The organism is Nostoc sp. C052 (assembly GCF_013393905.1).
In the GTDB taxonomy this organism is placed as follows: Bacteria; Cyanobacteriota; Cyanobacteriia; order Cyanobacteriales; family Nostocaceae; genus Nostoc.
In genome coordinates, this window is the sequence record NZ_CP040272.1 from 2,677,299 (window position 1) to 2,700,667 (window position 23,369).

A 23,369-nucleotide genomic window follows, 5' to 3' on the forward strand; every position below is an offset into this window, starting at 1 on the left:
TTTTATTTTATGTTCCTTTTCATCGACCTTGAAGTAGTTTTTGTCTCAACGGCTTTGGTTTGAGTGCAAAAGATTATTCTGTCGTCTCCGGTTTTAGAAACTGTGGCGATAGAGAATTCCTATTTAATTATGCAAGGATCTATGTAACATGACGCCAAAGTCAGACAGCATAATTGCAACTTCGACTGTTAGCGTAGACAAGGCAGTCAGAGCAGCGGCTCCCACCGATGTTAACTGTCATGGGGTGAAGATTACGCGTGCAAATCACAATCTTCAAACAATAGCAACAAGCATCTTAGAAAGACGCGAAAAGATTAGTTTATGGGAGAAGTTTTGTTCATGGGTAACAAGTACTGAAAATCGGCTGTATATTGGCTGGTTTGGCATACTGTTGATTCCTTGTGTTTTAACAACCACCATTGTTTTCATCATTGCTTTTATTGCTGCTCCGCCCGTAGACATGGACGGAATGGGTTCACCAATTTCCGGTTCTTTATTCGACGGCAATAATATCATTTCAGCCGCTATAGTACCGACATCAGCCGCAATTGGTTTGCACTTTTACCCAATTTGGGAAGCTGCTTCTTTGGATGAGTGGCTTTACAGTGGCGGCCCTTACCAGATGATTGTGTTGCACTTTTTGATTAGCATCATCTGTTACCAAGATCGAGAATGGGAATTGAGCTATCGCTTAGGGATGCGTCCCTGGATTTCGCTAGCGTTCACTGCTCCCGTTGCTGCTTCCGTCTCTGTATTCTTAATTTATCCAATTGGCCAAGGCAGTTTTTCTGCGGGAATGCCTTTAGGGATTTCTGGTACTTTTAACTTCATGTTGCAGTTTCAAGCAGATCACAATATTCTGATGAGTCCCTTACATCAGTTAGGGGTGATTGGGGTATTAGGTGGTGCAATGCTGAGTGCAATGCATGGTTCTTTGGTAACATCAACCTTGATTCGTACCAACGAAAACGACTCAGAATCGATTAATGCCGGATACAAACTCGGTCAAAAACATCCAACCTACAACTTTAAGTCTGCTCAATTCTATCTTGGGCGGTTGGGATGGCGGCGGGCAAATTTTCCTAATTCTCGCAAATTGCATTTCTTCCTAGCGGCTTTTCCAGTAGCAGGAATTTGGTCTGCCGCCTTAGGGGTTGATGTCGCTGCATTTAACTTTGAAAAACTCACATTTGAGCAGCCAGAAATCAAAAGCCAAGGACGAGTTATTCACACTTGGGCAGACACAATTGATTGGGCTGATTTGGGGATAAAAGTGGCAGGTGAAAGCGATCGCCGAGTTTATAACTTCTCTAAAGATTTAACTACAGCGGAAGCAGTACCGTTGAGTTTATCATTACCGGAGTCGTAGTCCCGATATTCAACGCCAAATGAGCGCCAGACAGCTTCTATCTTGGCAGGGAGTCAGAAATACTTGGAAGAAGTTGGCACAATTGGTATTAAAGGACTGACAAATAAAAAAATATCCCACTGTTCACAGTCAACAGTCAGCAACTTCAAGCAGGATAATTTATTTCTTGGAGTTCGCTAAGAAAATGTACAACAATTTAGAAATTCCTCTCAGAAATATCAGGGCTATGCGCTGAATTCAATAAGAAGCCATATCCTTGATGAGTGAGGAAGATGCAGTCGAACTATGACCTTATTTTGACTACATCATGAGAGCGTTGTCATAGGAAAATGTCAGGATGAAGTATGAAGTTTAAAAACAAATTCTTACTTCATTTTTTCCTAAATGCGGACTCGGTAAGAAGCAGGGGAGAAGGGGAAAAATTGTAGTATATTTTTTCCATTTGCCTCTGGAGCCTCTTCCAATGATGCCACTTGCTTAAAGTCCTCAGAGCCGACGCCAGTCACTCATGGGGGCGCTACTCAATGCCCAATGCCCAAATTAGATTTAGAGTTTTAATCAGGAAGAATGTTTGAATTTCTTTTCGCCCACGAACGCGAGTGCCTCTCGTAGAGAGGGGACGTTCGCGTAGCGAAGAATGTTTTAACCCATACTCAGACGATCGCAGACTCGCTACCACTGCGCTATCAGCCACTCGTACAGAATTCATTCTGAATTCTGACTCCTGACTCCTGACTCCTGACTCCTGAATTCTTCTTGATAAATCTAAAACTCCTAACTCCTAAATTCAAATTGAACGGTGGCCATTGTTCATCCTAACTCAGCAAAGGACAAAATTATGAAACAAATATTTGCTTTAATTTTGGTAATTTTTCTCTGGCTTAATGTTGTCCCTACAGCTTTAGCGGAGAACACTACATTAGTACCTTGTGCCGAATCATCTGCATTTGTCGAACGAGTGCAAAATGCACCTGATAGTTATTACACTACAAAGCCATTAAAGGCTTATTCTCGGTTACTTTGTGGCGAGGATGGTTTACCTCATTTAGTTCTTGACCGCTTCAGCCTTGCCTTGGACGTGCTGACTCCCATAGTGATATTTCTCTACATTGCTGGTTGGATTGGCTGGACTGGTCGTTCCTATTTGCGGACAATTCAAAAACTTGGTTCCCCAGAAGAAAAAGAAATATTTATCGATCTACCAGTGTTCGTCAAATGTATGATATTGGCTTTTGCTTGGCCGGCATCAGCAGTTCAAGAATTTCTCAGTGGTGAATTAGTTGCCAAGGATGAAGAAATCCCGATTTCAATTCGCTAAAGCTTATTGACAATTGACGGTTTGTGATGAACTATCAACTGTCAATAAACCGACTAAAAATGACATCTTGTAAATGTAAACTTAGTTGATTTAGGAGAAAAATATGGAGTCACGTTATTTGTTGAAATATCTCACACTGCTTCCTGTCGTTGCTACTTTAGCAGTGATTATTTTAGCAGTGATTTTCATTGAATTAAATTCCATTTTTCCTGGGTTACAATATGGGACTTTTTTCCATCCTCTACCGTAACTCCGTTGACTTCTACTATTGCAGAAGGCAGGAGGTTCCATTTTGAAGGGAATTCAATACAGTACTTAATGGGAACCACAAAACAAGAAAATTTGGTGTTCTTGTCTTAAACCCTTGTTCCCTTTGGTAACAGCAGAAAACAGAGGGCAGTCTTTCTTCTGCCTTCTTCCCTCTGCCTTTCTTGATAAATTTTCAAACTCTTATTTAGTAAATATCAAAAAATCAATTATCCATTAATCGTAGGGTACGTTAGATCAAGATGGTGTCTTACTCTCGACACTAATACACCCTACAATATTGGATATTTTTTTTAATTTATTACTAGAATTCACCTAAAAACTGGGATGCACCCGCTAATGACTTGATTGCTGAAATCAATCTAAAATCCAAAATCTAAAATTGTTTGACTACAGCTAAGGCACAATCAGCACTGGGCAAGGGGAAAGGTTAATCACACGAGTGGTAACACTATCATCTGCTCCCTCTTCAGTCAACCCTAGCCCCCGACAGCCCATAATAATTAAATCGGCCCCAATTTCATCAGCGACATCGCAAATCGTAAAAGCTGGCTTACCTTGCCTCTCCAGAATTTCAGATTGAATTCCTTGCCCAGAAAATAAAGATTGGGCATTTTCTAGCAGTTTGGCAACTACCTCTGGTGACACCATCGGATCTGCGCTAGGCGCATCTGGAGGCGGTTCTTCTACCACAGACAGTAGCACCAAGCGACTACTGTACTTTTTGACTACGTTGGTAACAACGTCAGCAGCTTCCCGCGTTTCCCGGCTTTGATCGATAGGAAATAGTACTGTCTTAAATATATCTGTCACTTGGGTACCCCTGACTCCGGTAAAATCTTGATGGTTCTACTTTCAAAACAATAACAAAAAGGCAATCAGGAGAGTTTGGTGTGTCCAAAAAAAGTTTAGCAAGTTTATCTTCGGCTGATATCTCTGGGAAACGTGCTTTAGTGCGGGTTGACTTTAATGTGCCTGTGGACGATCAAGGCAACATTACTGACGATACTCGCATTCGTGCCGCTCTACCAACCATCCAAGATTTGACGCAGAAGGGTGCTAAGGTTATTCTCGCCAGCCATTTTGGCCGTCCCAAGGGTGTGGATGACAAATTACGCCTAACTCCCGTTGCCAAGCGTCTATCGGAGTTACTGGGGCAAGAAGTCGTTAAAACTGATGACTCTATTGGCGATGAAGTCGCAGCTAAAGTTGGCGCTCTGCAAAATGGCCAAGTGCTGTTACTCGAAAATGTCCGTTTTTACCCAGAAGAAGAGAAAAACGATCCAGAATTTGCGAAAAAATTGGCAGCTAATGCTGATTTCTATGTAAATGATGCTTTTGGTACTGCACACCGCGCCCATGCTTCTACTGAAGGTGTAACTAAATTCCTCAGCCCTTCTGTGGCTGGATATTTGGTTGAGAAGGAATTGCAATATCTGCAAAATGCCATTGAAAATCCCCAACGTCCTTTAGCGGCAATTATTGGCGGTTCCAAGGTTTCCAGTAAAATTGGCGTGATTGAAACGTTGCTGGAGAAGTGCGACAAGCTGATCATCGGCGGTGGGATGATTTTCACCTTTTACAAAGCCCGTGGTTTGAATGTTGGTAAGTCATTGGTGGAAGAAGACAAGCTAGAACTAGCGAAGTCTTTAGAAGCTAAGGCTAAGGAACGAGGCGTTGCTTTATTGCTGCCCACAGATGTGGTATTGGCAGATAACTTTGCCCCTGATGCCAATTCCCAAACCGTTAGCATTGAAAATATCCCCGATGGTTGGATGGGTTTGGATATTGGGCCAGATTCGGTGAAATTTTTCCAAGAAGCCCTTGCAGATACCAAAACGGTAATTTGGAACGGGCCGATGGGTGTGTTTGAATTTGATAAGTTTGCCAAAGGTACAGAAGCGATCGCTCATACTCTCGCCGAAATCGGCAAAACTGGCACAACCACCATTATCGGCGGTGGTGACTCAGTAGCGGCTGTGGAAAAGGTTGGTTTAGCTGACCAAATGAGCCACATCTCTACCGGTGGCGGCGCTAGTTTGGAGTTACTTGAAGGCAAGGTGTTGCCTGGAATTGCAGCTTTAGATGATGCGTAAGTAGGGACTGGGGACTGGGGACTAGGGACTGGGAACAAATTTTCCAAATACCCAACACCCAATCCCCAAGCCCATACATGAGAAAAATATATGCAACCTAAATGGCTGGAATGGGCACAGAAGTTACAAGCGATCGCTCAAAATGGTTTGACTTATTCTGAGGGTGTTTATGATATCGAACGTTACAAACAATTACGAGCGATCGCTACAGAAATTATCGCGACTTACTCAAATGTAGAACACAGCTATGTCCTCGATTTGTTTAGTCGTGAAGTCGGATATGCAACTCCCAAAGTTGATGTGCGGGCAGCAATTTTTCGTGATGAAACTATATTGTTAGTCAAAGAAAGGGCAGATGGCTGCTGGACTTTACCTGGTGGATGGGCTGATGTTGGCGAGTCGCCCAGTGAGGTAGTAGTCAAAGAAGTATATGAAGAATCTGGATATCAAGCACGCACTATCAAATTACTAGCAGTCTATGACAGAGACAAACAAGGACATCCACCATTTCCGTTTTATGTCTACAAGCTATTTTTTCACTGCCAAATTATCGGTGGTTCTCCATCATCAAGTATTGAAACTGAAGAAGTAGGTTTTTTTCCTGAAGATGCGTTACCAGAACTTTCTCTCGGACGTGTGACACCAGCACAAATCACGCGACTTTTTCAACATTACCGTCAACCAGATTTACCAACAGACTTTGATTAAACACCTCTGTATTATGAAAATAATCATAGGATAATTATTATCATGGGTTGTCAGTTTTAAGTTGATAAGAACCGCGTAAAGCTTTGCCCTCTGTGGAAATTGTGAGGAACTTCTAAACAAAAAATATCCAATTATTTATTGTGGACTGACCAAAATTTCCATACATAATTATGTATGGAAACGAGGAATAATGATTGAATTAGGGTAATTCTTATGGGGAGTGGGAAGTAGCGATTAACTTTCTTCCCTATTCCCTACTCGATTATTTCCCTAAGACTTCGATATGTACTGGTGCTACGCCGCTACCCATCATTCCCAAAATCCGAGCTGCGCCAGCCGACAGGTCTATAACTCGCCCCCGAATGAATGGGCCTCGATCGTTAATCCGTACCACTACAGAACGACCATTGTTAGTATTGGTTACACGAACTTGTGTACCAAAGGGTAAGCTACGATGGGCGGCAGTCATTTCTTCTGGATTGAATCTCTGACCGCTAGCGGTACGATTACCAGAACCATCATAGCCGTAATAGGAAGCCATACCTCTGAAAGAGATTCGCACTCCGCCGACGGAAATCTCTCGTGGCAATTTCGGTATTGATATTGGTAAATTCGCAATTTCTTTTAAGGGAGATGCATTGCCTAGTAGTCTGCGTAGGCGATTGGTTGCTTGCAATGCATCTTGCGCTAGATTGTTGGTAGTACCTGCTAATCGCGTACTTTCATTGATTTCGACCAATTCTTCGCCATTAATTTTGATGACATAGCGATCGCCATTTTGCTGGACAGGGACGCTTTTGTTTTGCGCTTGATTAGCAACTGTAGATTTTTCTCCCGCTTTCCAACTTACGGTAATCTTGCTGCCGTCCACGTTTTCCCGATTCAACTGGTTGATCTTAGCGGCTATTATACCAGCTATCTGAACCGGGTCATCGTCAACAGAGCTAATCTGGTTGCTCACAGCCATTGCGTTCTCAGCACTCACTGCTTTTGATGAGTTGTTAGCAATAAGGGCGTACGATTGTACGCCCCCAGTATTTCCAACTTCACCAACTTTTTTACTTTCAAGATTCGTATTTGATACAGAACTCAAAAATGTGAGAACAGGTATTTTTCGGATAAAAAGAGTTGCCGCCTTACGTCCTCCAACGTTGTGAGGATGGATTTCTGCGATCGCAGCATCCAAGGTTTGCTTTCCTGCTGTTGATTGATACTCTCCCACCTTCACCGCATCAGCGATCGGAGCGATAGATGATTTTTGGGATGCTAGCGCATTCCCTCTAGTGGTTTGAGTACAACCGACTGAGGGTATACCCAAAACAGTCATAAACAGGGCAACAATAGTCCACAAATGTCTTTGATTCATGCGTCCGTTTTTAAAGCGTCTGTAGAACTTAAAAGTTTTATAATTTGCGGGATTTATTACTTTGTAAAAGTAACTTCCCTTCTGAAAACTCGAACTCGTTCCGCTTTCACTTTTTATTTATAACTGCAACAGACTAACATGAACCTTTCGGCTTGGGGATCAGGGTTTTAGCGTAATTATTGGCCACTTTTTCAAATTTCAATTCTCATTTTGAGGGTGAAACCTTTCTCAACTGAGGACTTTGGCTATGTAACGCTTTTTTCCACAAGTCAAAAATTTCTTAAAAAAACTTTACCCTATTTGCGCCCTAAAGTGACGATACTCCATTCACATTGGTTCTAAAGGCTCGCAACTACCCGTGTATTTTACATTACATGTATTCTCGCTATTTCCTATAAGAAGGTAATATACCTTTAATTAAATGGCATCGGCATAAATACTCAAAATCACTTATTTAATGAAATATTTAGATTTCTCTATGAACAGGTCGTGATATGAGTTACATCTAGGATATTTATGCAAATCAGTTTGAGTTTCATCTCTTTTTTCAAAGTTTGTTCTACGTACATTAATCATGACTTTGATTTTCCATAACTAGATGAAAATAAGTAATATATCTAACACACAATAACAGTATTACTGAGTATAAAATAAAGGAAGATACTCAACTTAATATTTTTTGTGATTAATCATAAAAAAATTAGGAAATCTTTGCGATCGCCTACACAACAGATTTTATTAGTATCAAAAATTACATTGCTTCTTTTGTGCCCTCAGTAATTGCTCAAGTATGATTTTTGAGAGCAAGCTGTTTTTGCCAAAATCTTTGCAATTGTAGGGATGTGCGGCTGTAGAACCCTATTATATATAGTGAATATTTTGGAATATTTTGGGAAATGCGATCAGCCTGATGACAAACCAAGCACATCAAGGGGATTTAGAAATAGAACTATCGCCATTATTAGTTGTTCTTAAGGAGTTGCATTCACAGTACAAGTCAGTACAGGAGGGTGCAGTAGCGAAATACATTCCCGAATTGGCAAAGGCAAACCCGGACTTGTTCAGCATTTGCATTGTCACAGTAGATGGTCAGGTTTATCAAGTCGGGGACTACGAGCAACTTTTTACTATTCAGTCAATTTCCAAAGTATTTGCCTATGGACTGGCCTTAGAAGATCATGGACTAGATTACGTTTTAACGAGAGTTGGTGTAGAACCAACAGGGGATGCATTTAACGCGATAATTTTGGATGAGCAATCGAAGCGACCTTATAATCCAATGGTAAATGCAGGTGCGATCGCAACCACCAGCTTAATCAAAGGTTCCGGCCCCACCGAACGCCTCAACAGAATGCTAGATATGTTCCGGCGATATATTGGCCGCGACGTGTTTGTTGACATTTCAGTTTTTACCTCAGAACGTAGTACCGGGCATCGTAACCGTGCAATGGCCCATCTAATGCTCAACTTTGGCATGATTGACCGGAACATAGAAGAAGCACTGGATCTTTATTTTCAGCAGTGTGCTGTGATGGTAAATTGCCAAGACTTAGCCGTGATGGCAGCTACCTTGGCTAACAGAGGTATTAACCCCATCACCAAAGAACGAGCGGTAGATAAGCGTTACATCAAAGATATTCTGAGTGTGATGTATACCTGTGGAATGTACAACTTTGCAGGTGAATGGGCTTATAAAATTGGTATTCCGGCGAAAAGTGGTATTTGTGGTGGGATTATTGCCGTTGTACCTAATAAGATGGGCATTGGCGTTTTTTCGCCGCTGCTGGATGTGCGTGGCAATAGTGTGCGGGGGGTAAAGGTGTGTGAAGAACTTTCCCAACGGTTAGGTTTACATCTATTTGATTGTTCAGGTCAAGAGGCGAAATTTGATTGAACTGGGGATTGGGGATTGGGGATTGGGGATTCAGACCCCAACATCGGGGATTATTCAAACGTGAGTTCGACTGTTCATAATCATGTCCACCCAAAAGACCTCTAAGAAGGTTTTACTACGCAAAACCTGTCCCTCTCCGACTCGGAGAGGGACAGACTTGAACTTTAGTTCAAGGCAGGGAGAGGTCTGTCGAACTCAGGTTAACTTATAGCTTGGCACTTTTCTTCTCTACAAGACGCTACGCGAACGTCTGAAATGTCTTGAATTTTGAATTTTGAATTTTGAATTGTTATATATATTTGTTGCCTGACTTTGCCTTTCATATTAAAATCTTGGAGTAATGCTTCATGGTTAATGCAGTCAAACATTCAATTCGGATATTCTAAAGATGCGCTCCTGTATGTCTGATTTCCTATATCACCCTACGAAATTTATCTTCTATTTCCAACCCGATTTTGTGGTGGACTGTACTTAGGGTCAGTGGGGCAAGCGATCGCGTAGGTGCGATCGCATCACTAATTAACTATCTACTGGATGCAGAGAGTTGGCTCGTATGTCATCCTATGATTAGGAGAATTAATTCAGTGATGTCTTTGGTTTTAGTATTGAAAGGCTTTTTCCTTTTAGTATTTACAGACTTCTCAGAGAAATTAAAATCTCTACACAGTGATGATTTTGGAGAGAATCGATGTCAATTTATGTAGGTAACCTCTCTTATGACGTTACACAAGAAGATTTAAGTGGTATTTTTGCAGAATATGGGACTGTAAAGCGAGTTCAAGTACCTACTGATCGTGAAACAGGTCGTCCGCGAGGCTTTGCTTTTGTGGAAATGGGAACTGAAGCTGAAGAAGCCGCTGCCATTGAAGCCCTTGATGGTGCTGAGTGGATGGGTCGTGACCTGAAAGTGAATAAGGCTAAACCCAAGGAAGACAGAGGTGATAGAGGTTCCTTTGGTGGCGGTAACAGAGGAGGATACGGCGGTGGCGGTGGTGGACGTGGCGGACGCTACTAACTTTGGAAACAAAAAAATTTACCTAAAGTCTTAAGGTCAGACAAGGAGTCTGTCTTTTTTTTGTAATGTTACCAAAGCAGTGCTGAGTGCCCAAAAACAATTGCTTGTCATTATTTCAATAATTCGACAAGCTCTGTAACCATCCCCTAGATTTATCTATGGGGTTACTCAGCACTCCTGAATGTCCCCATAGCTATGATGAAGTCAACTTAGTTAGGAGAAATAATGACCCAAGTAATTGTAGGTGACAATGAACATATTGAATCAGCCTTACGGCGATTTAAGCGAGAAGTTTCCAAGGCTGGAATTTTTCCAGACATGAGAAAGCATCGTCATTTTGAAACACCCCTAGAAAAACGCAAGCGCAAAGAAGTTGCCAAGCACAGACAAAGTAAGAGAAGTTTTCGTAATTAGGGACTGACAAATAAAAAATATTCAATTAACTCTTGTGGGGTGGGCGTCTCGCCCGCCATACAGACTGGGCGCTCATGTTGCCCAGCCCACAATATTGGATAATTTATTTCTTGGAGTTTCCTTAAGAGCTGAGATACAGCAGAATTCAGGAGTCAGAATGGGCTAAACGCCCCGCTACCGCTAACAGGAGTCAGAATTCAGAATGGGCTATGCCTGGCTGCGCTAACAGAAGTAAAACAGGCTTTATACCTTGCTTTGAGACTTAGCTTTTATAATTCAACTTCCTTGAAATCTGCTGTAAATATAAGCGAATCCCCTCATAAATTTTATGAGGGTTTTCCTTTTGCCTATTTTAAAATCAGGAAACCTCAAGAAACGCTAAAATCAAGTCAGCCTTTGTATTGTAGCGGTTGTGTCCCACATCACTCAGAGTGCGGTTCACTGCATAAATCCTGATTGTCAACGTCCTTATCCTCAGCCTTGGGGAAACAAATTTTGCAACAGCTGTGGCGCACCGCTAGAGTTGTTAGACCGCTATGTTCCGCTTCAGCCATTGGGATCGGGAGGATTTGCTCAAATCTACACAGTTTGGGATGAAAAAACTCAAACTGAGAAAGTACTGAAAGTGTTGGTAGAAGATTCGCCAAAGGCACTGGAATTATTTACCCAAGAGGCGGCGGTTTTATCTAGCTTGCAGCATCCGGGTGTCCCCACAGTTGAGACCGATGGGTATTTTAACGTCAACCTGTTTAATCCCAAACCGCACCAACTGCCTTGTCTGGTAATGGAAAAAATCAATGGGCGGACTTTAGAGGAGATATTAAAAAAGTTTCCCCAAGGGTGTCCAGAGGATTTGGTTTTAAATTGGTTTGCCCAATCTCTACAAATTTTACAAGAATTACACAAACGTCAGATTATTCACCGAGATATTAAACCTTCTAATTTAATGCTGGGAACATCTTCGCCATCTGTAACCCAGTCTCAAGGGTCAACAGAAGGCGATCGCTTGGTACTAATTGATTTTGGCGGGGCAAAACAATTTACCCCCTCTAAACTGCGTTCTCAGTCTAGTTCCACCCGCTTATTTTCTTCTGGTTACAGTCCACCAGAACAAGTAACTGGAGGTATTGTCGGGCCAGGTGCCGATTTTTATGCCCTTGGTCGAACGGTGATTGAACTATTAACAGGCAAATACCCGCTAGAGTTAGAAGATCAGCAAACGGGTAAATTACGCTGGCGAACTGGGGTGAATGTCAACCCCCAACTGGCAGATTTGTTGGATGAGATGGTGCAAGAAGATGTGCGATCGCGTCCGGCAAATGCAGCTATAATTCAAAAACGTTTGGCGAAGATTGCTCAACCATTACCGCCACCAGGGTTGTTTGCCCAACTGCGAAACAAGATTAAGCAAACCTCAACCCAAGTTTCCCTGAGATTTACACAGCTAACACAAGCTATTGAGCAAATTTTGGCTAACTTTAGCCAAGCTGTCACCAAAACCATTATTTTTATTGCTCAGACAATCATCAAAATTTTCCGAGCTTGTTTGGCGACGATTTGGGCGATGATCTTGAGTAGTATCGGCGCTTGTTTTGGTGCGATCGCTGGTTTTATTTTGGCCTATCACACCAGCTTAGGGCGTCAGTTTGTGGAATCTATTTCGAGTCAGCTAAACCAATTAGTGCCAAATACTCAACCCGTCTTTGGGGCAGATATTTTGGTATTCGTTGCCGCAGGCTGGGGAACCGCTTGGGGACTGACAGTATCGGGATGTTTTGGTCAACGACGGCGGTTTTTAGTAGCATCCCTGATGGGCATGATTAGCTATGGCTTCGGCTGGTTGATTTTGCAATTAATCACACCAAAAGACAGCGGTGAAGGCTTAGTGGCAGTGATTTTAGTAGCAGCTAGCTTACTCACCTTGGGCTTAGGACTTCGCAGCCATCATATAGTGTACGCGGTGTTATCGGCCTTTGGAAGTGCGATCGCCTATGCAGTTTTGATTCTTTTAAAGTTAGCACCTCCCATCTTCCAATTTACTAGTCAACCAGCCTGGTCAGACTTATACTCGCCTCTGATTTTTTTTGGTTCTGTGGGCCTCTTCATCAGCTTATGGTTAGGAGCGAGTTACTACCTAATTGTCCCTGGATTGCGTCTTTTAGGATGGCGATGAAGGTGGCAGGAAGGGAGCAGGGGAAGATGAGGGAGACAAGGGGAATTATTGAACAAGCCTCTCCCACATCTACCTTGTCTACCTTGTCTCTTCTACATGCCCAATGCCCAAAAACAAGATCCCCCTAGTCGTATTTTTCATCGAGCTAGGGGGATCACATATGTGGTAGTCTATAATTGGTTCGGTATAGTTCCTTACGACTCGATTCTATAGCCTATATTTCAGTTTGAGTAGTCTTACCATTAGAATTTATAGTATTTTTACAGCTTCTTAATGAATGCTTCATCCCTGTTCTTCCTTAGAGAAGCGGTATATGTAAGTATGACAGTACGCTGTGTGCGTAATTTGTCATTTTTGTAAATATCAGTAAAAAATATGAAACTTAAGATTGTTGCTACCGTCGCCCTGTTAGCTTGTTTTGGGTTTGCAGAGCAGGCCGTTGCATTAAATCAGCTAGACTTGGATCAGTTGAAGGCAACAACTGCCTGTCCTCGGTGTAATTTGAGTGGTGCTGACCTAACTAAACTGAATCTAACTGGAGCAAATTTGCGAGGGGCTGACTTGAGTCGCGCTACATTATCTCAAGCTAATCTCACCAATGCCGATCTCACTGGTGCAAATTTAGAAGGTGCGATTCTAAATAAGGCGAATCTCAGCGGTGCTTCTTTAACAGGAGCAAATTTGAAATCAGCATCCCTGGAAAGTGCCGATCTATCTTATGCCGGTTTCATTAGCGCCAATTTAGAAGCAGCAAACTTAAAAGATGCCAAATTGCAATTTACTAATTTTCGAGGGGCTAACTACCGACTAACAACTTTAAATAATGGTGTCGTCACCTCTGACAAACCTTATGACTGGTCGTCAGAGCGTCAAAATCCCAGAGAATGTAACGAGTTCAAACCCGAAAATACTTTAGGCACAACCTGTTATTCAAAATAGATTGGGGACTGGGGACTGGGGACTGGGCATTGAAAAGAGGCAGAGGGGCGGGGTGCGGGGGGCAAAGGAGTAAAACTCTTCTCCCCTGCTCCCTTGCTTCCCTTGCTACTCTGCTTGTATAGCAAAAGCATTTTGTTTGTTAACAATTCTTTATCATGGGAAAAAAGCCTATAGATTAATTGAATCGATGCTTACCCATATAAAAGACTTAGCCACAAAACTAGCGCCTCGCTTAATTGAAATTCGCCGCCACATTCACTCTCACCCAGAACTCAGTGGTCAGGAGTACCAAACAGCAGCCTTTGTAGCTGGTGTTTTGTCTTCCAGTGGACTGCATGTACAAGAAGGAGTTGGCAAAACGGGTGTCATTGGAGAACTCCAAGGCACTAGCCAAAATGGCCGTTTATTGGCAATTCGCACTGATATGGATGCCTTGCCAATTCAAGAGGGCACAAATTTGGAATATGCCTCTCGTGCAGATGGGATTATGCACGCTTGCGGTCACGATGTACATACCACTGTGGGTTTAGGAACGGCAATGGTGCTGTCCCAAATGGCAGAGGAGTTGGGTGGGAAAGTGCGGTTTTTATTTCAGCCAGCCGAGGAAATTGCCCAAGGGGCAAGCTGGATGGTGAAAGATGGGGCGATGGAAAACGTCTCAGCTTTATTAGGGGTTCATGTTTTCCCTTCTATACCCGCAGGTTCTATTGGGGTGCGTTACGGAGCATTGACAGCCGCCGCTGATGATTTAGAGATTCTGATTATGGGAGAATCTGGGCACGGGGCGCGTCCCCATGAGGCCATTGATGCGATTTGGATTGCTTGCCAAGTGATTACTGCACTGCAACAAGCCATCAGCCGGACACAAAATCCTTTGCGTCCTGTAGTATTGAGTATCGGAAAAATTAATGGTGGTAGAGCGCCAAATATAATTGCTGATAAAGTGCAATTATTGGGAACCGTGCGATCGCTCCATCCTGAAACCCGTGCCCATCTCCCGAACTGGATTGAAAACATTGTATCTAATGTTTGTCATACCTACGGAGCAAAGTATCAAGTTAATTACCGCCAGGGTGTACCCAGCGTCCAAAATGATTACGCCCTGACGCAATTGTTACAATCAGCCGCAGAAGAAGCTTGGAGTAGCGATCGCGTTCAAGTCTTACTCGAACCCTCCCTTGGTGCTGAAGATTTTTCGATGTATTTGGAACACGCCCCTGGTTCCATGTTTCGCTTGGGTGTAGGCTACAAAGAAAGAATCATTAATCACCCATTACACCATCCCCAATTTGAAGTTGATGAATCTGCTATTATCACCGGGGTTGTAACTATGGCTTATGCCGCTTATAAATACTGTCAGCAAAATTTGTAAACAAAAACTCCCAGCGCTTATCTGCTGGGAGTTTTTATTTAACTAACCTTTTTTAGTGGATATAGAAAGCTTGAAAGCATCCTACTTCGATTCGGTAACAACACCAAGTTTTTGTTGAATTCTAGTCTTAGCAGCTTTGAATTCAGTAGCAAGTTGTTCGCTTTGCTCAGTACTCAAGTTGTTGCGAATGGCAGCAAACATTGTGGTTTCTTCTTGACGAGTATGATCGCCAATAGCGTCCATCAACTCTTTGACTTTCTCTTTGAATTGAGGTGAAGATGGGCTAAGAGCCTTAATTTCCTCTAACGCCTGCTTGGCATGAGCTTGTTCATCAAACAGTTCTTGGGTGTTATCTTGACCGTAGAAAGGACGTACTCTGGGGTAGACTACTTCCTCTTCAGCTTCAGCGTGGGCACTTAAATCCTTGTAAATTTGACCGAAGTACTCTTGGATTTTTTGTGGATCGTTGCTTTGTAGTAGTTCGGTGAATAGGGTATTTACCTTGTTGTGATCGAGGCGGATGACATCTTGGATATTTAGATCCTTTTTGTCGCTGGCTTGGGTGACAGCACTACCTACCACACCACTGACTGCGGCCAAAGCGTCTTGAACCCGCGCCCAAATTCCTTGATCTGCGTCTTGTCCAGTGAGTTCGCGGACACCCAGAATTTCTAGAATGCCTTTGAGTTGCTCTTGGTGAGCGCGGTTCTCAAAGTTAATGGTATTCAAAGGTGCGATCGCTAGCAACACATCAGCACCAACTTTTTGAGCAGCTTTGTGAACTATCAACCCACTCATTACTAATTGATGTTTCAACAATTCATGCTGAGATACTTTTTCATACAGGCTCAACTCAGAACCTTTGAACAATTCACGAGCTTTTTCAATGAATTGTGTGACAGTTTTCTTGGGTTCAGCTTGAATCCCATATTGACCAATTACGGTTTCTAAAACACCAAGGTTTTTTTCATCATCTTTGATAAAATTTCGGATGCGATCGGCAATTTCGGCATCAAGTTCTTGCGTCAAAAGCGATTGTTCATTTTCGATGACCAACTGTTGGAGAGCTTTCAGACTTGCAAGTTTTACAGCAATTGCATTGCGTTTCGTATCATCTAATGTAGCTACCATCCGTGTTCTCCTCGGCAAAGTGTTCGTAATTCTTACTGATATAACCTTGACACAGAGGTTAGGAGGATTCCATCTTTCTTTTGAGCGATCGCACTCACAACTATGGGTAGAGAAACGAAAGTTTTCGTTAGAGAAAAATAGCAGCGATCGCTTCTATTTTTGATTGCCATAAATCAAGCAGTTTAGTATGACATTCAAATTGAATAGATTACCTATTTGGGAGTAATCTATATCTTTGGAATGAAAATTAACATCAAACAAACTACTTCTTATTCAAGAGGGCAAAATCGTAACCAGTCCCACTATAACAAGACTCACAACGCTCAACTTTCACAAGTAGAGCTTCTCCTTGACGCTCCCCGGAAGCTGAAAACTTAATCATTCCGGTTGCTCCAGATGTTGAAAAATTGGGATTAGATAATACCCTTTGTAATCCTTCGCGGGTACTGTCTTGTTTTAAGCCAGCAATAATTGCTTGGAGTGCATCATAAGCTCCTGCCGTTCTCTGATTTACTTGTCCGTTCCAAAGCTGAAAGGCATTTTTCGCAAAGGGATTATTTTTATTAGCATCACGATGCCAATAGACAGGTAATACCATTCCTTCAAGATCCTTGCCATTTTGTAAAGTTGTTGCACTGTACATAGTCTCAGAGGCAAACAGTGGTTTTCTACCTTTAACTTCTTGGGCCACTTTGCTAGCAAAATATATATTTCTGATTGAAGGTATTAATAAAAATCCACTTGCATTTTCTGTTTCTATGGCTTTATCTACAAAAGCTCTAGGATCAAAATTCTTATCTGCCAAATTGCAAGGCGTACTAATAACATTGCTACCATATTTTTTGATAGCTTGAGTATACTGCTCTACAAGTATCTGATTTGATGAAGTAGTTGAATTATCTCTTGAGCTACGAACATCGCCACAAATAGCAACATTTCTTGCTTGTCGAGCAATGTAGCGAGAATGAGTATCTATTAAATTATCATATAGCGGATTTACATGAAATGAGTAGTTAGTTGGAGAACTATTAGGCTGACTATTTATGGAATTGTTATCTAATTTTTCTTGATTTTCGGCTTGATTTGGTCGCTCGATAGGAAACACTAACACCAAGCGATTCTGATTATAAACTGCGGCATTACGTCTAACTCCTACTACTGCCACAATGCTCTTGTCTTGAACTAATTCATTATCTACTCGGGCAAAATCTTCTCTATTCTCAGCACTTGCAATCACAATTTGCAGCTTTTTACCAGCAATTCCTCCCTGGTTATTAACTTCATTTTGAGCTTGAGCTACACCACGCAAAATTTCTTCTGATAAACTAGGATCGAAGTTAATTGATGCTATCACAGCAACTTTCAGATTGTCTAAATTATCTCGTGCAATTTTGGCATTGTTTAAATAAATTAAAGTTTCCGGGTCATTAGGATTATTTTTTAGTGAAGCAGTAAACTTTATCACAGCAGTGGTAAAATCTTTTTCAGCAAAAGCTTTAACTCCATCTGTTTTCTCAGGATATGTTTGCACTTTCAACAAAATCCTTGTACCCAAATTCATGACTGAAGGCTTATTTCCAACCGAAGATGAAGTTTGCGCGGGGTTTGATGATGTTGTGATGATAGTGGAAGAAAGTTTGCTAATTAACCATAAAATAGCTGCTACCATTACCCCAGCTAGACCGAGAGAAATAAGCAGCCTCAAATTTTCTTTTTTATTTGTCATGAATAATTACCAAAATTCTACAAAATTTATCTGAAATCAAGAGATTTATGACAATTGAGAAAGACCAGAAATTTAAAAATATTTAGAAATAACTCTATTGATTATTTCAGACACACCTATAATAATAGCTGTCAATAAACCTGTCAGAATAACTAACAATCCTACAAGTAGCAGTCCATTGACACCAGTTTTGAAAAGATTATTGATTAGGAGATTTCTGAAAATAAAGACAACGAGTAAATTTGCTATTATAGAAATAACAATTAAATAAGTTTTTTCTACAATTGGGCGAGATTGAATAAAGACTAACCCTCCTAAAATTAGTAACCACAATCCAGAGCTAATCCAAGTAGTTCCAAGAAAACTGATAAGTGCGATCGCTAAAAATGAACTACCCGACCCAGCAATTATTGCTCCAAACAATAATTTTATATTAGAAAATTGCGGTAGATATCGAGTTGATTTATGTTGATTTTGTGGTTGCAAACCTGATGGCAGAGTAGGTGGGATAACTGTAGAAGCTAATGTATACTTTAGCGGCGGCAGCTTCTTTATGTCTTCTAAGACAGCCTGTGCAGATTGATAACGCTGCTCATGATTTTCTTGTAGTGACTTATCAAGAATTATCCCTAATTCCTGACTTATGGGTTGCGTTAAATGCTGTCGCCAATTAGAAGTCCAACCATACCCTTGTTTCACCCACAAACTCGAAGGAGAAATATTAGTCAGCAGATGAAAGCAAGTTACTCCTAAACTATAGATATCACTGGATGGAAAAACCTTACCCGCCTGCATTTGCTCAATTGGTGCATAACCTAATGAACCAATAATTGTCCCCAACGCAGTATTTGTAGCTTCCGTATTTTGCTTTGCCACCCCAAAATCAATTAATACTAGCTTTCGATCATTTTGACGACGAATAATATTTTCTGGTTTAATATCTCGGTGAATTACCTGCTGTTGATGTATGTCTACCAGCACAGATAATAAATCATTTAAAAAATCTCGAAGTTTGGCTTCATCAAAAACTCCCTGCTGTTTTAACTCTTGCAACAGATTTTGTCCTTCGATAAACTGCTGCACTAAATACAGATATTCAGCTTCCTTAAAATATGCGTACAAATTGGGAACTTGGAGATGTTCTCCTAGTTCTTTGAGACGTTTAGCCTCTTTTTCAAACAACTCAGTCGCTTTTTTATGTGCCTGACTACCCTGGCTGCCATAAAATTGACTGAGAACAAGTTGCTTAACAACACATCTTTCATTGAGCTTATCTATATCTTCTGCGATATATGTGCGTGCAAACCCTCCTCTCCCCAATGGCGTGATAATTCGGTAACGATTTCTTAGTAGCGATACCAACTCTGTACCGCAACGAAGGCAAAATTTTGCCTCGTCAGGATTTTGGGGATTCTCACAATTAGGATTTAGGCAGCAGACCATATAACTATCGCTGTCATTTTATTCGTTTTTAGAAATATACCTTAACTAGAGGCGTTGCATTGTAAAGTCTCTACATAGGCAATGGCGATCGCTAGGAATAATTTTTATAGAGATACTCACCCATTCTAGCCAGTAAAAACAAGGCTAGGCGATCGCTTCCTTTTGATCCCAAACACGAAATCACCTGACTTTCAGCAGCCAGCAACTTCATCTCTATTCGACTCATTACTCTCCCCAAATCAACCGCAATTCTCACAAAGAATACCGCCCTTTAAGCAACACCTGTTTCTAACAGAAGCTTTTTTTATCCCAGCAATGCCGTAATTACCACACATCATCATTGTCGGGTTTACAAAACTCACCGCAATTGTGACGATTACGCTAGAATTATTAAAGGTTCTTTACAGAGTTTGCCGATCATCCCCAATTCTGTTAAAACAGCCTAGCATTCAAATGTAAATCTTATAAACACCCTCTAGAGTTCACCAAAAGCTTCTATGACGCTCCCAATTCGCAACGTCGCCATTATCGCCCACGTTGACCACGGCAAAACCACCCTGGTTGACGCACTCCTCAAACAATCCGGCATTTTCCGCGAAGGCGAAGACGTTCCGGATTGCGTTATGGACTCCAACGCCCTAGAACGGGAACGGGGTATTACTATCCTGTCCAAAAATACAGCAGTTCGCTACAAAGAAACACTAATTAATATTGTTGATACTCCTGGACACGCCGACTTTGGTGGCGAAGTTGAACGCGTACTCGGCATGGTTGACGGATGTCTTCTGATTGTCGATGCCAATGAAGGCCCCATGCCCCAAACGCGCTTTGTACTCAAAAAAGCCTTAGAAAAAGGGCTGCGCCCCATCGTTGTCATCAACAAAATCGATCGTGGACAAACTGACCCCCACGTTGCTGTTGATAAAGTATTGGATCTGTTCTTAGAATTAGGGGCAGATGAAGACCAGTGTGATTTTACCTATTTGTTTGCCTCCGGTATGGGAGGTTTCGCCAAAGAAAGCCTGGAAGCAGAATCGGTAGATATGCAACCCCTGTTTAATGCGATCCTGCAACACGTTCCACCACCAGTAGGCGACAGCACTAAGCCTCTGCAATTGCAAGTTACAACCCTAGATTATTCTGAATATCTGGGACGGATTGTCATTGGCAGAATTCACAACGGTACTATCCGCTCAGGACAGCAAGCAGCTTTGGTAACAGAAGATGGTACTATTGTCAAGGGCAAAATTACCAAATTGATGGGCTTTGATGGACTGAAGCGCGTAGAGATGGAAGAAGCAACCGCAGGTTATATTGTGGCGGTGGCTGGTTTCGCTGATGCTTATATTGGGGAAACGATTACTGACCCCAATGAACCGCAAGCTTTACCACTAATTAAAGTGGATGAACCAACCTTGCAAATGGCCTTCTGGGTGAATGATTCGCCCTTTGCTGGTCAAGAAGGTAAGTTGGTAACATCAAGACAAATACGCGATCGCCTATTCCGCGAACTCGAAACCAACGTTGCTTTGCGTGTCGAAGAAACCGATTCTCCCGATAAATTCCTCGTTTCCGGTCGTGGTGAACTTCACCTGGGTATCTTAATCGAAACCATGCGCCGCGAAGGCTTCGAGTTTCAGGTATCTCAGCCACAGGTAATTTACCGCGAAATCAACGGTCAACCTTGCGAACCTTACGAACTCTTGGTGTTAGACATTCCTGCTGATGGTGTGGGTAGTTGTATTGAACGCCTGGGACAACGCAAAGGCGAAATGCAAGATATGCAGCCAGGTAGTGGCGATCGCACCCAGTTAGAGTTTGTGATTCCCGCCCGTGGATTGATTGGTTTCCGGGGTGAATTCATGCGGATGACTCGTGGCGAAGGCATCATGAACCACAGCTTCTTAGACTACCGTCCAATCAGTGGTGATATTGAAGCCCGTAACAAAGGTGTTTTAATCTCCTTTGAAGAAGGCGTTTCTACCTTCTACGCCATGAGAAATGCCGAAGATAGAGGAGCATTCTTTATTACTCCCGGCACAAAGGTTTACAGAGGCATGATTGTGGGAGAACACAATCGTTCCCAAGATTTGGAATTGAATATCTGTAAGACTAAGCAGTTAACTAACCACCGGGCTGCTGGTGGCGATGAATTGGTTCAGTTGCAAGCACCAATAGACATGAGTTTAGAGCGTGCTTTGGAATATATTGGCCCCGATGAATTGGTGGAAGTTACACCTCAATCGATTCGTCTGCGGAAGATGTCGAAGAAGTTGGCGAAACGGTAATTTATAGCGGTGGCTTTTCTTGCTCACCCACTCATTTAATAACATCACAAAACAAGCCTGCTGACGCAGGCTTTTTTCGTTTAGTAATTTTGTAGTAGTTAAATGTAGTACTATACGCTACTATAAATTAATCAATCTATTTAGAGCGAGTCAGTCAATTCGATTCGCAAACATACTAGCTAAAGGTTTCTTATATGAGCAATGGAAATCATAATAATACTTACAATATATATTTAGGGGATGGTGGTAACTTTAACAAATCTATTTCTATTGAAGGTGATTATTTACAAGTACATGGTAATTACATAAATATAAGTCAGGATTTATCTCAAGCTGCTACACAAATACAAGAGTTATTACAGCAGTTAGAAAATCAGGGCTATAATCACCAAGATGCTCAACAGAAGGTAGCTAAAGATTGGGCAAATGAAGTTAAAAATAACCCTAAAGCTAAAGGTAAACTTGTTAGATTAGGGCAATCTATACGTGATGCTGCTGCAAATGCTGTTATAGGAGAAGCTACGCTAGATGTAATTAAATTAGTGTTTGCTTCATTAGGCATCCCTCTACCATTTTAAACTGTCAATTAGTCCTATGCCATAATAAAGCACTGATCAAAAGTTTAAATATGAAAATTCCAATAAAGCAAATATTCAGAGAGTTCTATATTCTGATCAATCGGCTTTCGTTGGTAGAGAAGGTAATATACGGTTTGTTTAGCATAGCTTTACTTAGGGCTGTATACCTAACCATTCTTAATTTATCGAAAAAAGCCATCGATTATATTTTAGCAAATTATCAAATGATTTTTGCTATTTTTTCCGGTACACTAGCCATCCTAATATTTGTATTAGGTTTCTATTTATATATTTCAAGAGCTAGATATAAGCAAAACAGTTTAGATGGAAGCTCAATAGATGATGATATGAATGAACCTCGCAATATTTATACAGAAGGTAATTACAACGAAAATATTAATATTAATGGCGATCAAATTGAGATATATGGAGATGTTATTAACATAAATCAGGATTTTTCAGAAATTGCTAAAGAAATACGTGAGTTAATAACTGAACTAAAAAATCAGGGTTATAGCGAAGAAGATGCTAAAACAGAAATTGCAACTGAATTAGCAGAAGAAGCCCGTAAAAAGCCCAAGGTTAGAAAAAAGCTTTTTATGTGGAAAAAATCTTTTAGTACTAACACTAAGAAGACTAATGATGAAACTGAAGTAGCAAGAGAAGTTGTTACTAGTGCTACAGCTTATAGTCATACTTCGTCTAAAGATTTCACTGAAGTAGTATCAGGATATTATCAAAAACTAGATGAATTACTTCAAGCTAGGCAATGGAAAGAGGCTGATTTAGAAACAGCTAAGATAATCTATGTGATATCTCATAAAGAGTTACCAAAAAATTCACGATACAGAACTTACCTAAAAAATTATTTTGGTTCAGAATATATAAAAGTTCTTACAAAAAAAGATTTAAATAATATAAATAAACTCTGGTTAAAGTATAGCAATGGACGGTTTGGGTTTAGTGTCCAAAAGCGCATTTGGAAACGTCTTGGAGGTGGTTCTGATACTACTTATAATAGTCCGGAAATACAAAATAAATTTGGTGATGAAGTTGGCTGGCGTAAAGAAGGAGATTGGGTATACTACTCTGATATTAACTACTGGCGGACAGCACCATCTGGGCATCTTCCAATATGTTTAATGCTAAACTCTGGTAAATCCGAGCGATGTAATATTGATTTTCAAATACTAGAAGTCATTGTTGGGCGTATATCATGACTATTCGTGAAACTGGGTAGGCATAACCCGTCGTAGACATCGCCAATTAGCA

Annotated in this window: 23 protein-coding genes; 15 read left to right on the forward strand and 8 right to left on the reverse strand. The window is 41.4% G+C overall.

The window, feature by feature from the left end:
- Positions 1–148 precede the first annotated feature (148 nt).
- Positions 149–1,369 (forward strand): photosystem II q(b) protein, encoded by a 1,221-nt coding sequence (locus FD723_RS10590; protein ID WP_179065306.1) that lies wholly within the window; start codon positions 149–151, stop codon positions 1,367–1,369.
- Positions 1,370–1,886: 517 nt separating this feature from the next.
- Here the strand turns inward: FD723_RS10590 and FD723_RS10595 are convergent.
- The gene (locus FD723_RS10595; RefSeq protein WP_179065307.1) at positions 1,887–2,078 is read right to left on the reverse strand and encodes a hypothetical protein; all 192 of its coding nucleotides are present in this window, start codon (positions 2,076–2,078) and stop codon (positions 1,887–1,889) included.
- 129 nt (positions 2,079–2,207) lie between these two features.
- On the opposite strand from FD723_RS10595, the gene FD723_RS10600 reads away from it, so the two are divergent.
- Positions 2,208–2,687, forward strand: a complete 480-nt coding sequence (locus FD723_RS10600; RefSeq protein WP_179065308.1) for a Photosystem I reaction center subunit III — start codon at positions 2,208–2,210, stop codon at positions 2,685–2,687.
- 103 nt (positions 2,688–2,790) lie between these two features.
- A complete protein-coding gene (locus FD723_RS10605; RefSeq protein ID WP_179065309.1) occupies positions 2,791–2,937 on the forward strand; it encodes a photosystem I reaction center subunit IX in 147 nt (48 codons plus the stop codon).
- 413 nt (positions 2,938–3,350) lie between these two features.
- Here the strand turns inward: FD723_RS10605 and FD723_RS10610 are convergent, their stop codons facing one another.
- On the reverse strand, positions 3,351–3,758 hold the full coding sequence (locus tag FD723_RS10610; protein WP_179069103.1) for a universal stress protein: 408 nt from the start codon (positions 3,756–3,758) through the stop codon (positions 3,351–3,353).
- An 89-nt stretch (positions 3,759–3,847) separates the two neighbouring features.
- Between FD723_RS10610 and pgk the strand changes: the two genes are divergently transcribed.
- Positions 3,848–5,050, forward strand: coding sequence for a phosphoglycerate kinase (pgk, locus tag FD723_RS10615; protein ID WP_179065310.1), 1,203 nt, complete (start codon positions 3,848–3,850; stop codon positions 5,048–5,050).
- A 90-nt stretch (positions 5,051–5,140) separates the two neighbouring features.
- Complete coding sequence (locus FD723_RS10620; RefSeq protein WP_179065311.1) at positions 5,141–5,758, forward strand: NUDIX hydrolase; 618 nt, start codon at positions 5,141–5,143, stop codon at positions 5,756–5,758.
- A gap of 262 nt (positions 5,759–6,020) precedes the next feature.
- On the opposite strand, the gene FD723_RS10625 is transcribed toward FD723_RS10620, so the two are convergent.
- The gene (locus FD723_RS10625) at positions 6,021–7,124 is read right to left on the reverse strand and encodes a septal ring lytic transglycosylase RlpA family protein (RefSeq protein WP_179065312.1); all 1,104 of its coding nucleotides are present in this window, start codon (positions 7,122–7,124) and stop codon (positions 6,021–6,023) included.
- A 910-nt stretch (positions 7,125–8,034) separates the two neighbouring features.
- Between FD723_RS10625 and glsA the strand changes: the two genes are divergently transcribed.
- The 7 genes from glsA to FD723_RS10660 all read left to right on the forward strand — a co-directional run bounded on the left by glsA (position 8,035) and on the right by FD723_RS10660 (position 14,931).
- A complete protein-coding gene (gene glsA / locus FD723_RS10630) occupies positions 8,035–9,018 on the forward strand; it encodes a glutaminase A (RefSeq protein WP_179065313.1) in 984 nt (327 codons plus the stop codon).
- A gap of 455 nt (positions 9,019–9,473) precedes the next feature.
- The gene (locus FD723_RS10635) at positions 9,474–9,722 is read left to right on the forward strand and encodes a hypothetical protein (RefSeq protein WP_179065314.1); all 249 of its coding nucleotides are present in this window, start codon (positions 9,474–9,476) and stop codon (positions 9,720–9,722) included.
- The gene (locus tag FD723_RS10640) at positions 9,707–10,033 is read left to right on the forward strand and encodes an RNA-binding protein (RefSeq protein ID WP_179065315.1); all 327 of its coding nucleotides are present in this window, start codon (positions 9,707–9,709) and stop codon (positions 10,031–10,033) included. The genes FD723_RS10635 and FD723_RS10640 overlap by 16 nt, the downstream gene beginning before the upstream one ends.
- Positions 10,034–10,258: 225 nt before the next feature.
- The gene (gene rpsU / locus FD723_RS10645; RefSeq protein ID WP_012407716.1) at positions 10,259–10,447 is read left to right on the forward strand and encodes a 30S ribosomal protein S21; all 189 of its coding nucleotides are present in this window, start codon (positions 10,259–10,261) and stop codon (positions 10,445–10,447) included.
- Positions 10,448–10,859: 412 nt separating this feature from the next.
- Positions 10,860–12,620, forward strand: coding sequence for a serine/threonine-protein kinase (locus tag FD723_RS10650; protein ID WP_179065316.1), 1,761 nt, complete (start codon positions 10,860–10,862; stop codon positions 12,618–12,620).
- A gap of 375 nt (positions 12,621–12,995) precedes the next feature.
- Entirely contained in the window at positions 12,996–13,559 is a 564-nt protein-coding gene (locus tag FD723_RS10655) for a pentapeptide repeat-containing protein (protein ID WP_179065317.1), read from the forward strand.
- Between the two features lie 187 nt (positions 13,560–13,746).
- On the forward strand, positions 13,747–14,931 hold the full coding sequence (locus tag FD723_RS10660) for a M20 family metallopeptidase (RefSeq protein WP_179065318.1): 1,185 nt from the start codon (positions 13,747–13,749) through the stop codon (positions 14,929–14,931).
- Positions 14,932–15,012: 81 nt separating this feature from the next.
- Here the strand turns inward: FD723_RS10660 and FD723_RS10665 are convergent, their stop codons facing one another.
- The 5 genes from FD723_RS10665 to FD723_RS42650 form a co-directional block, all read right to left on the reverse strand.
- A complete protein-coding gene (locus FD723_RS10665; RefSeq protein ID WP_179065319.1) occupies positions 15,013–16,062 on the reverse strand; it encodes a hemerythrin domain-containing protein in 1,050 nt (349 codons plus the stop codon).
- Positions 16,063–16,094: 32 nt separating this feature from the next.
- Positions 16,095–16,232, reverse strand: a complete 138-nt coding sequence (locus FD723_RS10670; RefSeq protein ID WP_179065320.1) for a hypothetical protein — start codon at positions 16,230–16,232, stop codon at positions 16,095–16,097.
- A gap of 92 nt (positions 16,233–16,324) precedes the next feature.
- Positions 16,325–17,788: an ABC transporter substrate-binding protein gene (locus tag FD723_RS10675; RefSeq protein ID WP_179065321.1), complete on the reverse strand. Its 1,464-nt coding sequence runs from the start codon at positions 17,786–17,788 to the stop codon at positions 16,325–16,327.
- A 72-nt stretch (positions 17,789–17,860) separates the two neighbouring features.
- Complete coding sequence (locus FD723_RS10680; protein WP_179065322.1) at positions 17,861–19,231, reverse strand: serine/threonine-protein kinase; 1,371 nt, start codon at positions 19,229–19,231, stop codon at positions 17,861–17,863.
- A gap of 91 nt (positions 19,232–19,322) precedes the next feature.
- Positions 19,323–19,457, reverse strand: coding sequence for a hypothetical protein (locus FD723_RS42650; RefSeq protein WP_256875134.1), 135 nt, complete (start codon positions 19,455–19,457; stop codon positions 19,323–19,325).
- 271 nt (positions 19,458–19,728) lie between these two features.
- On the opposite strand from FD723_RS42650, the gene typA reads away from it, so the two are divergent.
- The 3 genes from typA to FD723_RS42115 all read left to right on the forward strand — a co-directional run bounded on the left by typA (position 19,729) and on the right by FD723_RS42115 (position 23,317).
- Positions 19,729–21,519: a translational GTPase TypA gene (gene typA / locus FD723_RS10685; protein ID WP_179065323.1), complete on the forward strand. Its 1,791-nt coding sequence runs from the start codon at positions 19,729–19,731 to the stop codon at positions 21,517–21,519.
- A gap of 194 nt (positions 21,520–21,713) precedes the next feature.
- Positions 21,714–22,097 carry a hypothetical protein gene (locus FD723_RS10690; RefSeq protein WP_179065324.1) on the forward strand — a complete coding sequence of 128 codons (384 nt, stop codon included), beginning with the start codon at positions 21,714–21,716 and terminating at the stop codon, positions 22,095–22,097.
- A gap of 50 nt (positions 22,098–22,147) precedes the next feature.
- Entirely contained in the window at positions 22,148–23,317 is a 1,170-nt protein-coding gene (locus tag FD723_RS42115) for a GUN4 domain-containing protein (RefSeq protein ID WP_218651810.1), read from the forward strand.
- The last annotated feature ends 52 nt before the right edge of the window (positions 23,318–23,369 follow it).

What these genes read in the sequence shown, in the direction of transcription:
- FD723_RS10590 (WP_179065306.1), top strand. Translation starts at nt 149, where the DNA reads ATGACGCCAAAGTCAGACAGCATAATTGCAACTTCGACTGTTAGCGTA.
- FD723_RS10595 (WP_179065307.1), bottom strand. Translation starts at nt 2,078, where the DNA reads ATGAATTCTGTACGAGTGGCTGATAGCGCAGTGGTAGCGAGTCTGCGA.
- FD723_RS10600 (WP_179065308.1), top strand. Translation starts at nt 2,208, where the DNA reads ATGAAACAAATATTTGCTTTAATTTTGGTAATTTTTCTCTGGCTTAAT.
- FD723_RS10605 (WP_179065309.1), top strand. Translation starts at nt 2,791, where the DNA reads ATGGAGTCACGTTATTTGTTGAAATATCTCACACTGCTTCCTGTCGTT.
- FD723_RS10620 (WP_179065311.1), top strand. Translation starts at nt 5,141, where the DNA reads ATGCAACCTAAATGGCTGGAATGGGCACAGAAGTTACAAGCGATCGCT.
- FD723_RS10625 (WP_179065312.1), bottom strand. Translation starts at nt 7,124, where the DNA reads ATGAATCAAAGACATTTGTGGACTATTGTTGCCCTGTTTATGACTGTT.
- glsA (WP_179065313.1), top strand. Translation starts at nt 8,035, where the DNA reads ATGACAAACCAAGCACATCAAGGGGATTTAGAAATAGAACTATCGCCA.
- FD723_RS10640 (WP_179065315.1), top strand. Translation starts at nt 9,707, where the DNA reads ATGTCAATTTATGTAGGTAACCTCTCTTATGACGTTACACAAGAAGAT.
- rpsU (WP_012407716.1), top strand. Translation starts at nt 10,259, where the DNA reads ATGACCCAAGTAATTGTAGGTGACAATGAACATATTGAATCAGCCTTA.
- FD723_RS10655 (WP_179065317.1), top strand. Translation starts at nt 12,996, where the DNA reads ATGAAACTTAAGATTGTTGCTACCGTCGCCCTGTTAGCTTGTTTTGGG.
- FD723_RS10660 (WP_179065318.1), top strand. Translation starts at nt 13,747, where the DNA reads ATGCTTACCCATATAAAAGACTTAGCCACAAAACTAGCGCCTCGCTTA.
- FD723_RS10665 (WP_179065319.1), bottom strand. Translation starts at nt 16,062, where the DNA reads ATGGTAGCTACATTAGATGATACGAAACGCAATGCAATTGCTGTAAAA.
- FD723_RS10670 (WP_179065320.1), bottom strand. Translation starts at nt 16,232, where the DNA reads ATGGCAATCAAAAATAGAAGCGATCGCTGCTATTTTTCTCTAACGAAA.
- FD723_RS10675 (WP_179065321.1), bottom strand. Translation starts at nt 17,788, where the DNA reads ATGACAAATAAAAAAGAAAATTTGAGGCTGCTTATTTCTCTCGGTCTA.
- FD723_RS10680 (WP_179065322.1), bottom strand. Translation starts at nt 19,231, where the DNA reads ATGGTCTGCTGCCTAAATCCTAATTGTGAGAATCCCCAAAATCCTGAC.
- FD723_RS42650 (WP_256875134.1), bottom strand. Translation starts at nt 19,457, where the DNA reads ATGAGTCGAATAGAGATGAAGTTGCTGGCTGCTGAAAGTCAGGTGATT.
- typA (WP_179065323.1), top strand. Translation starts at nt 19,729, where the DNA reads ATGACGCTCCCAATTCGCAACGTCGCCATTATCGCCCACGTTGACCAC.
- FD723_RS10690 (WP_179065324.1), top strand. Translation starts at nt 21,714, where the DNA reads ATGAGCAATGGAAATCATAATAATACTTACAATATATATTTAGGGGAT.
- FD723_RS42115 (WP_218651810.1), top strand. Translation starts at nt 22,148, where the DNA reads ATGAAAATTCCAATAAAGCAAATATTCAGAGAGTTCTATATTCTGATC.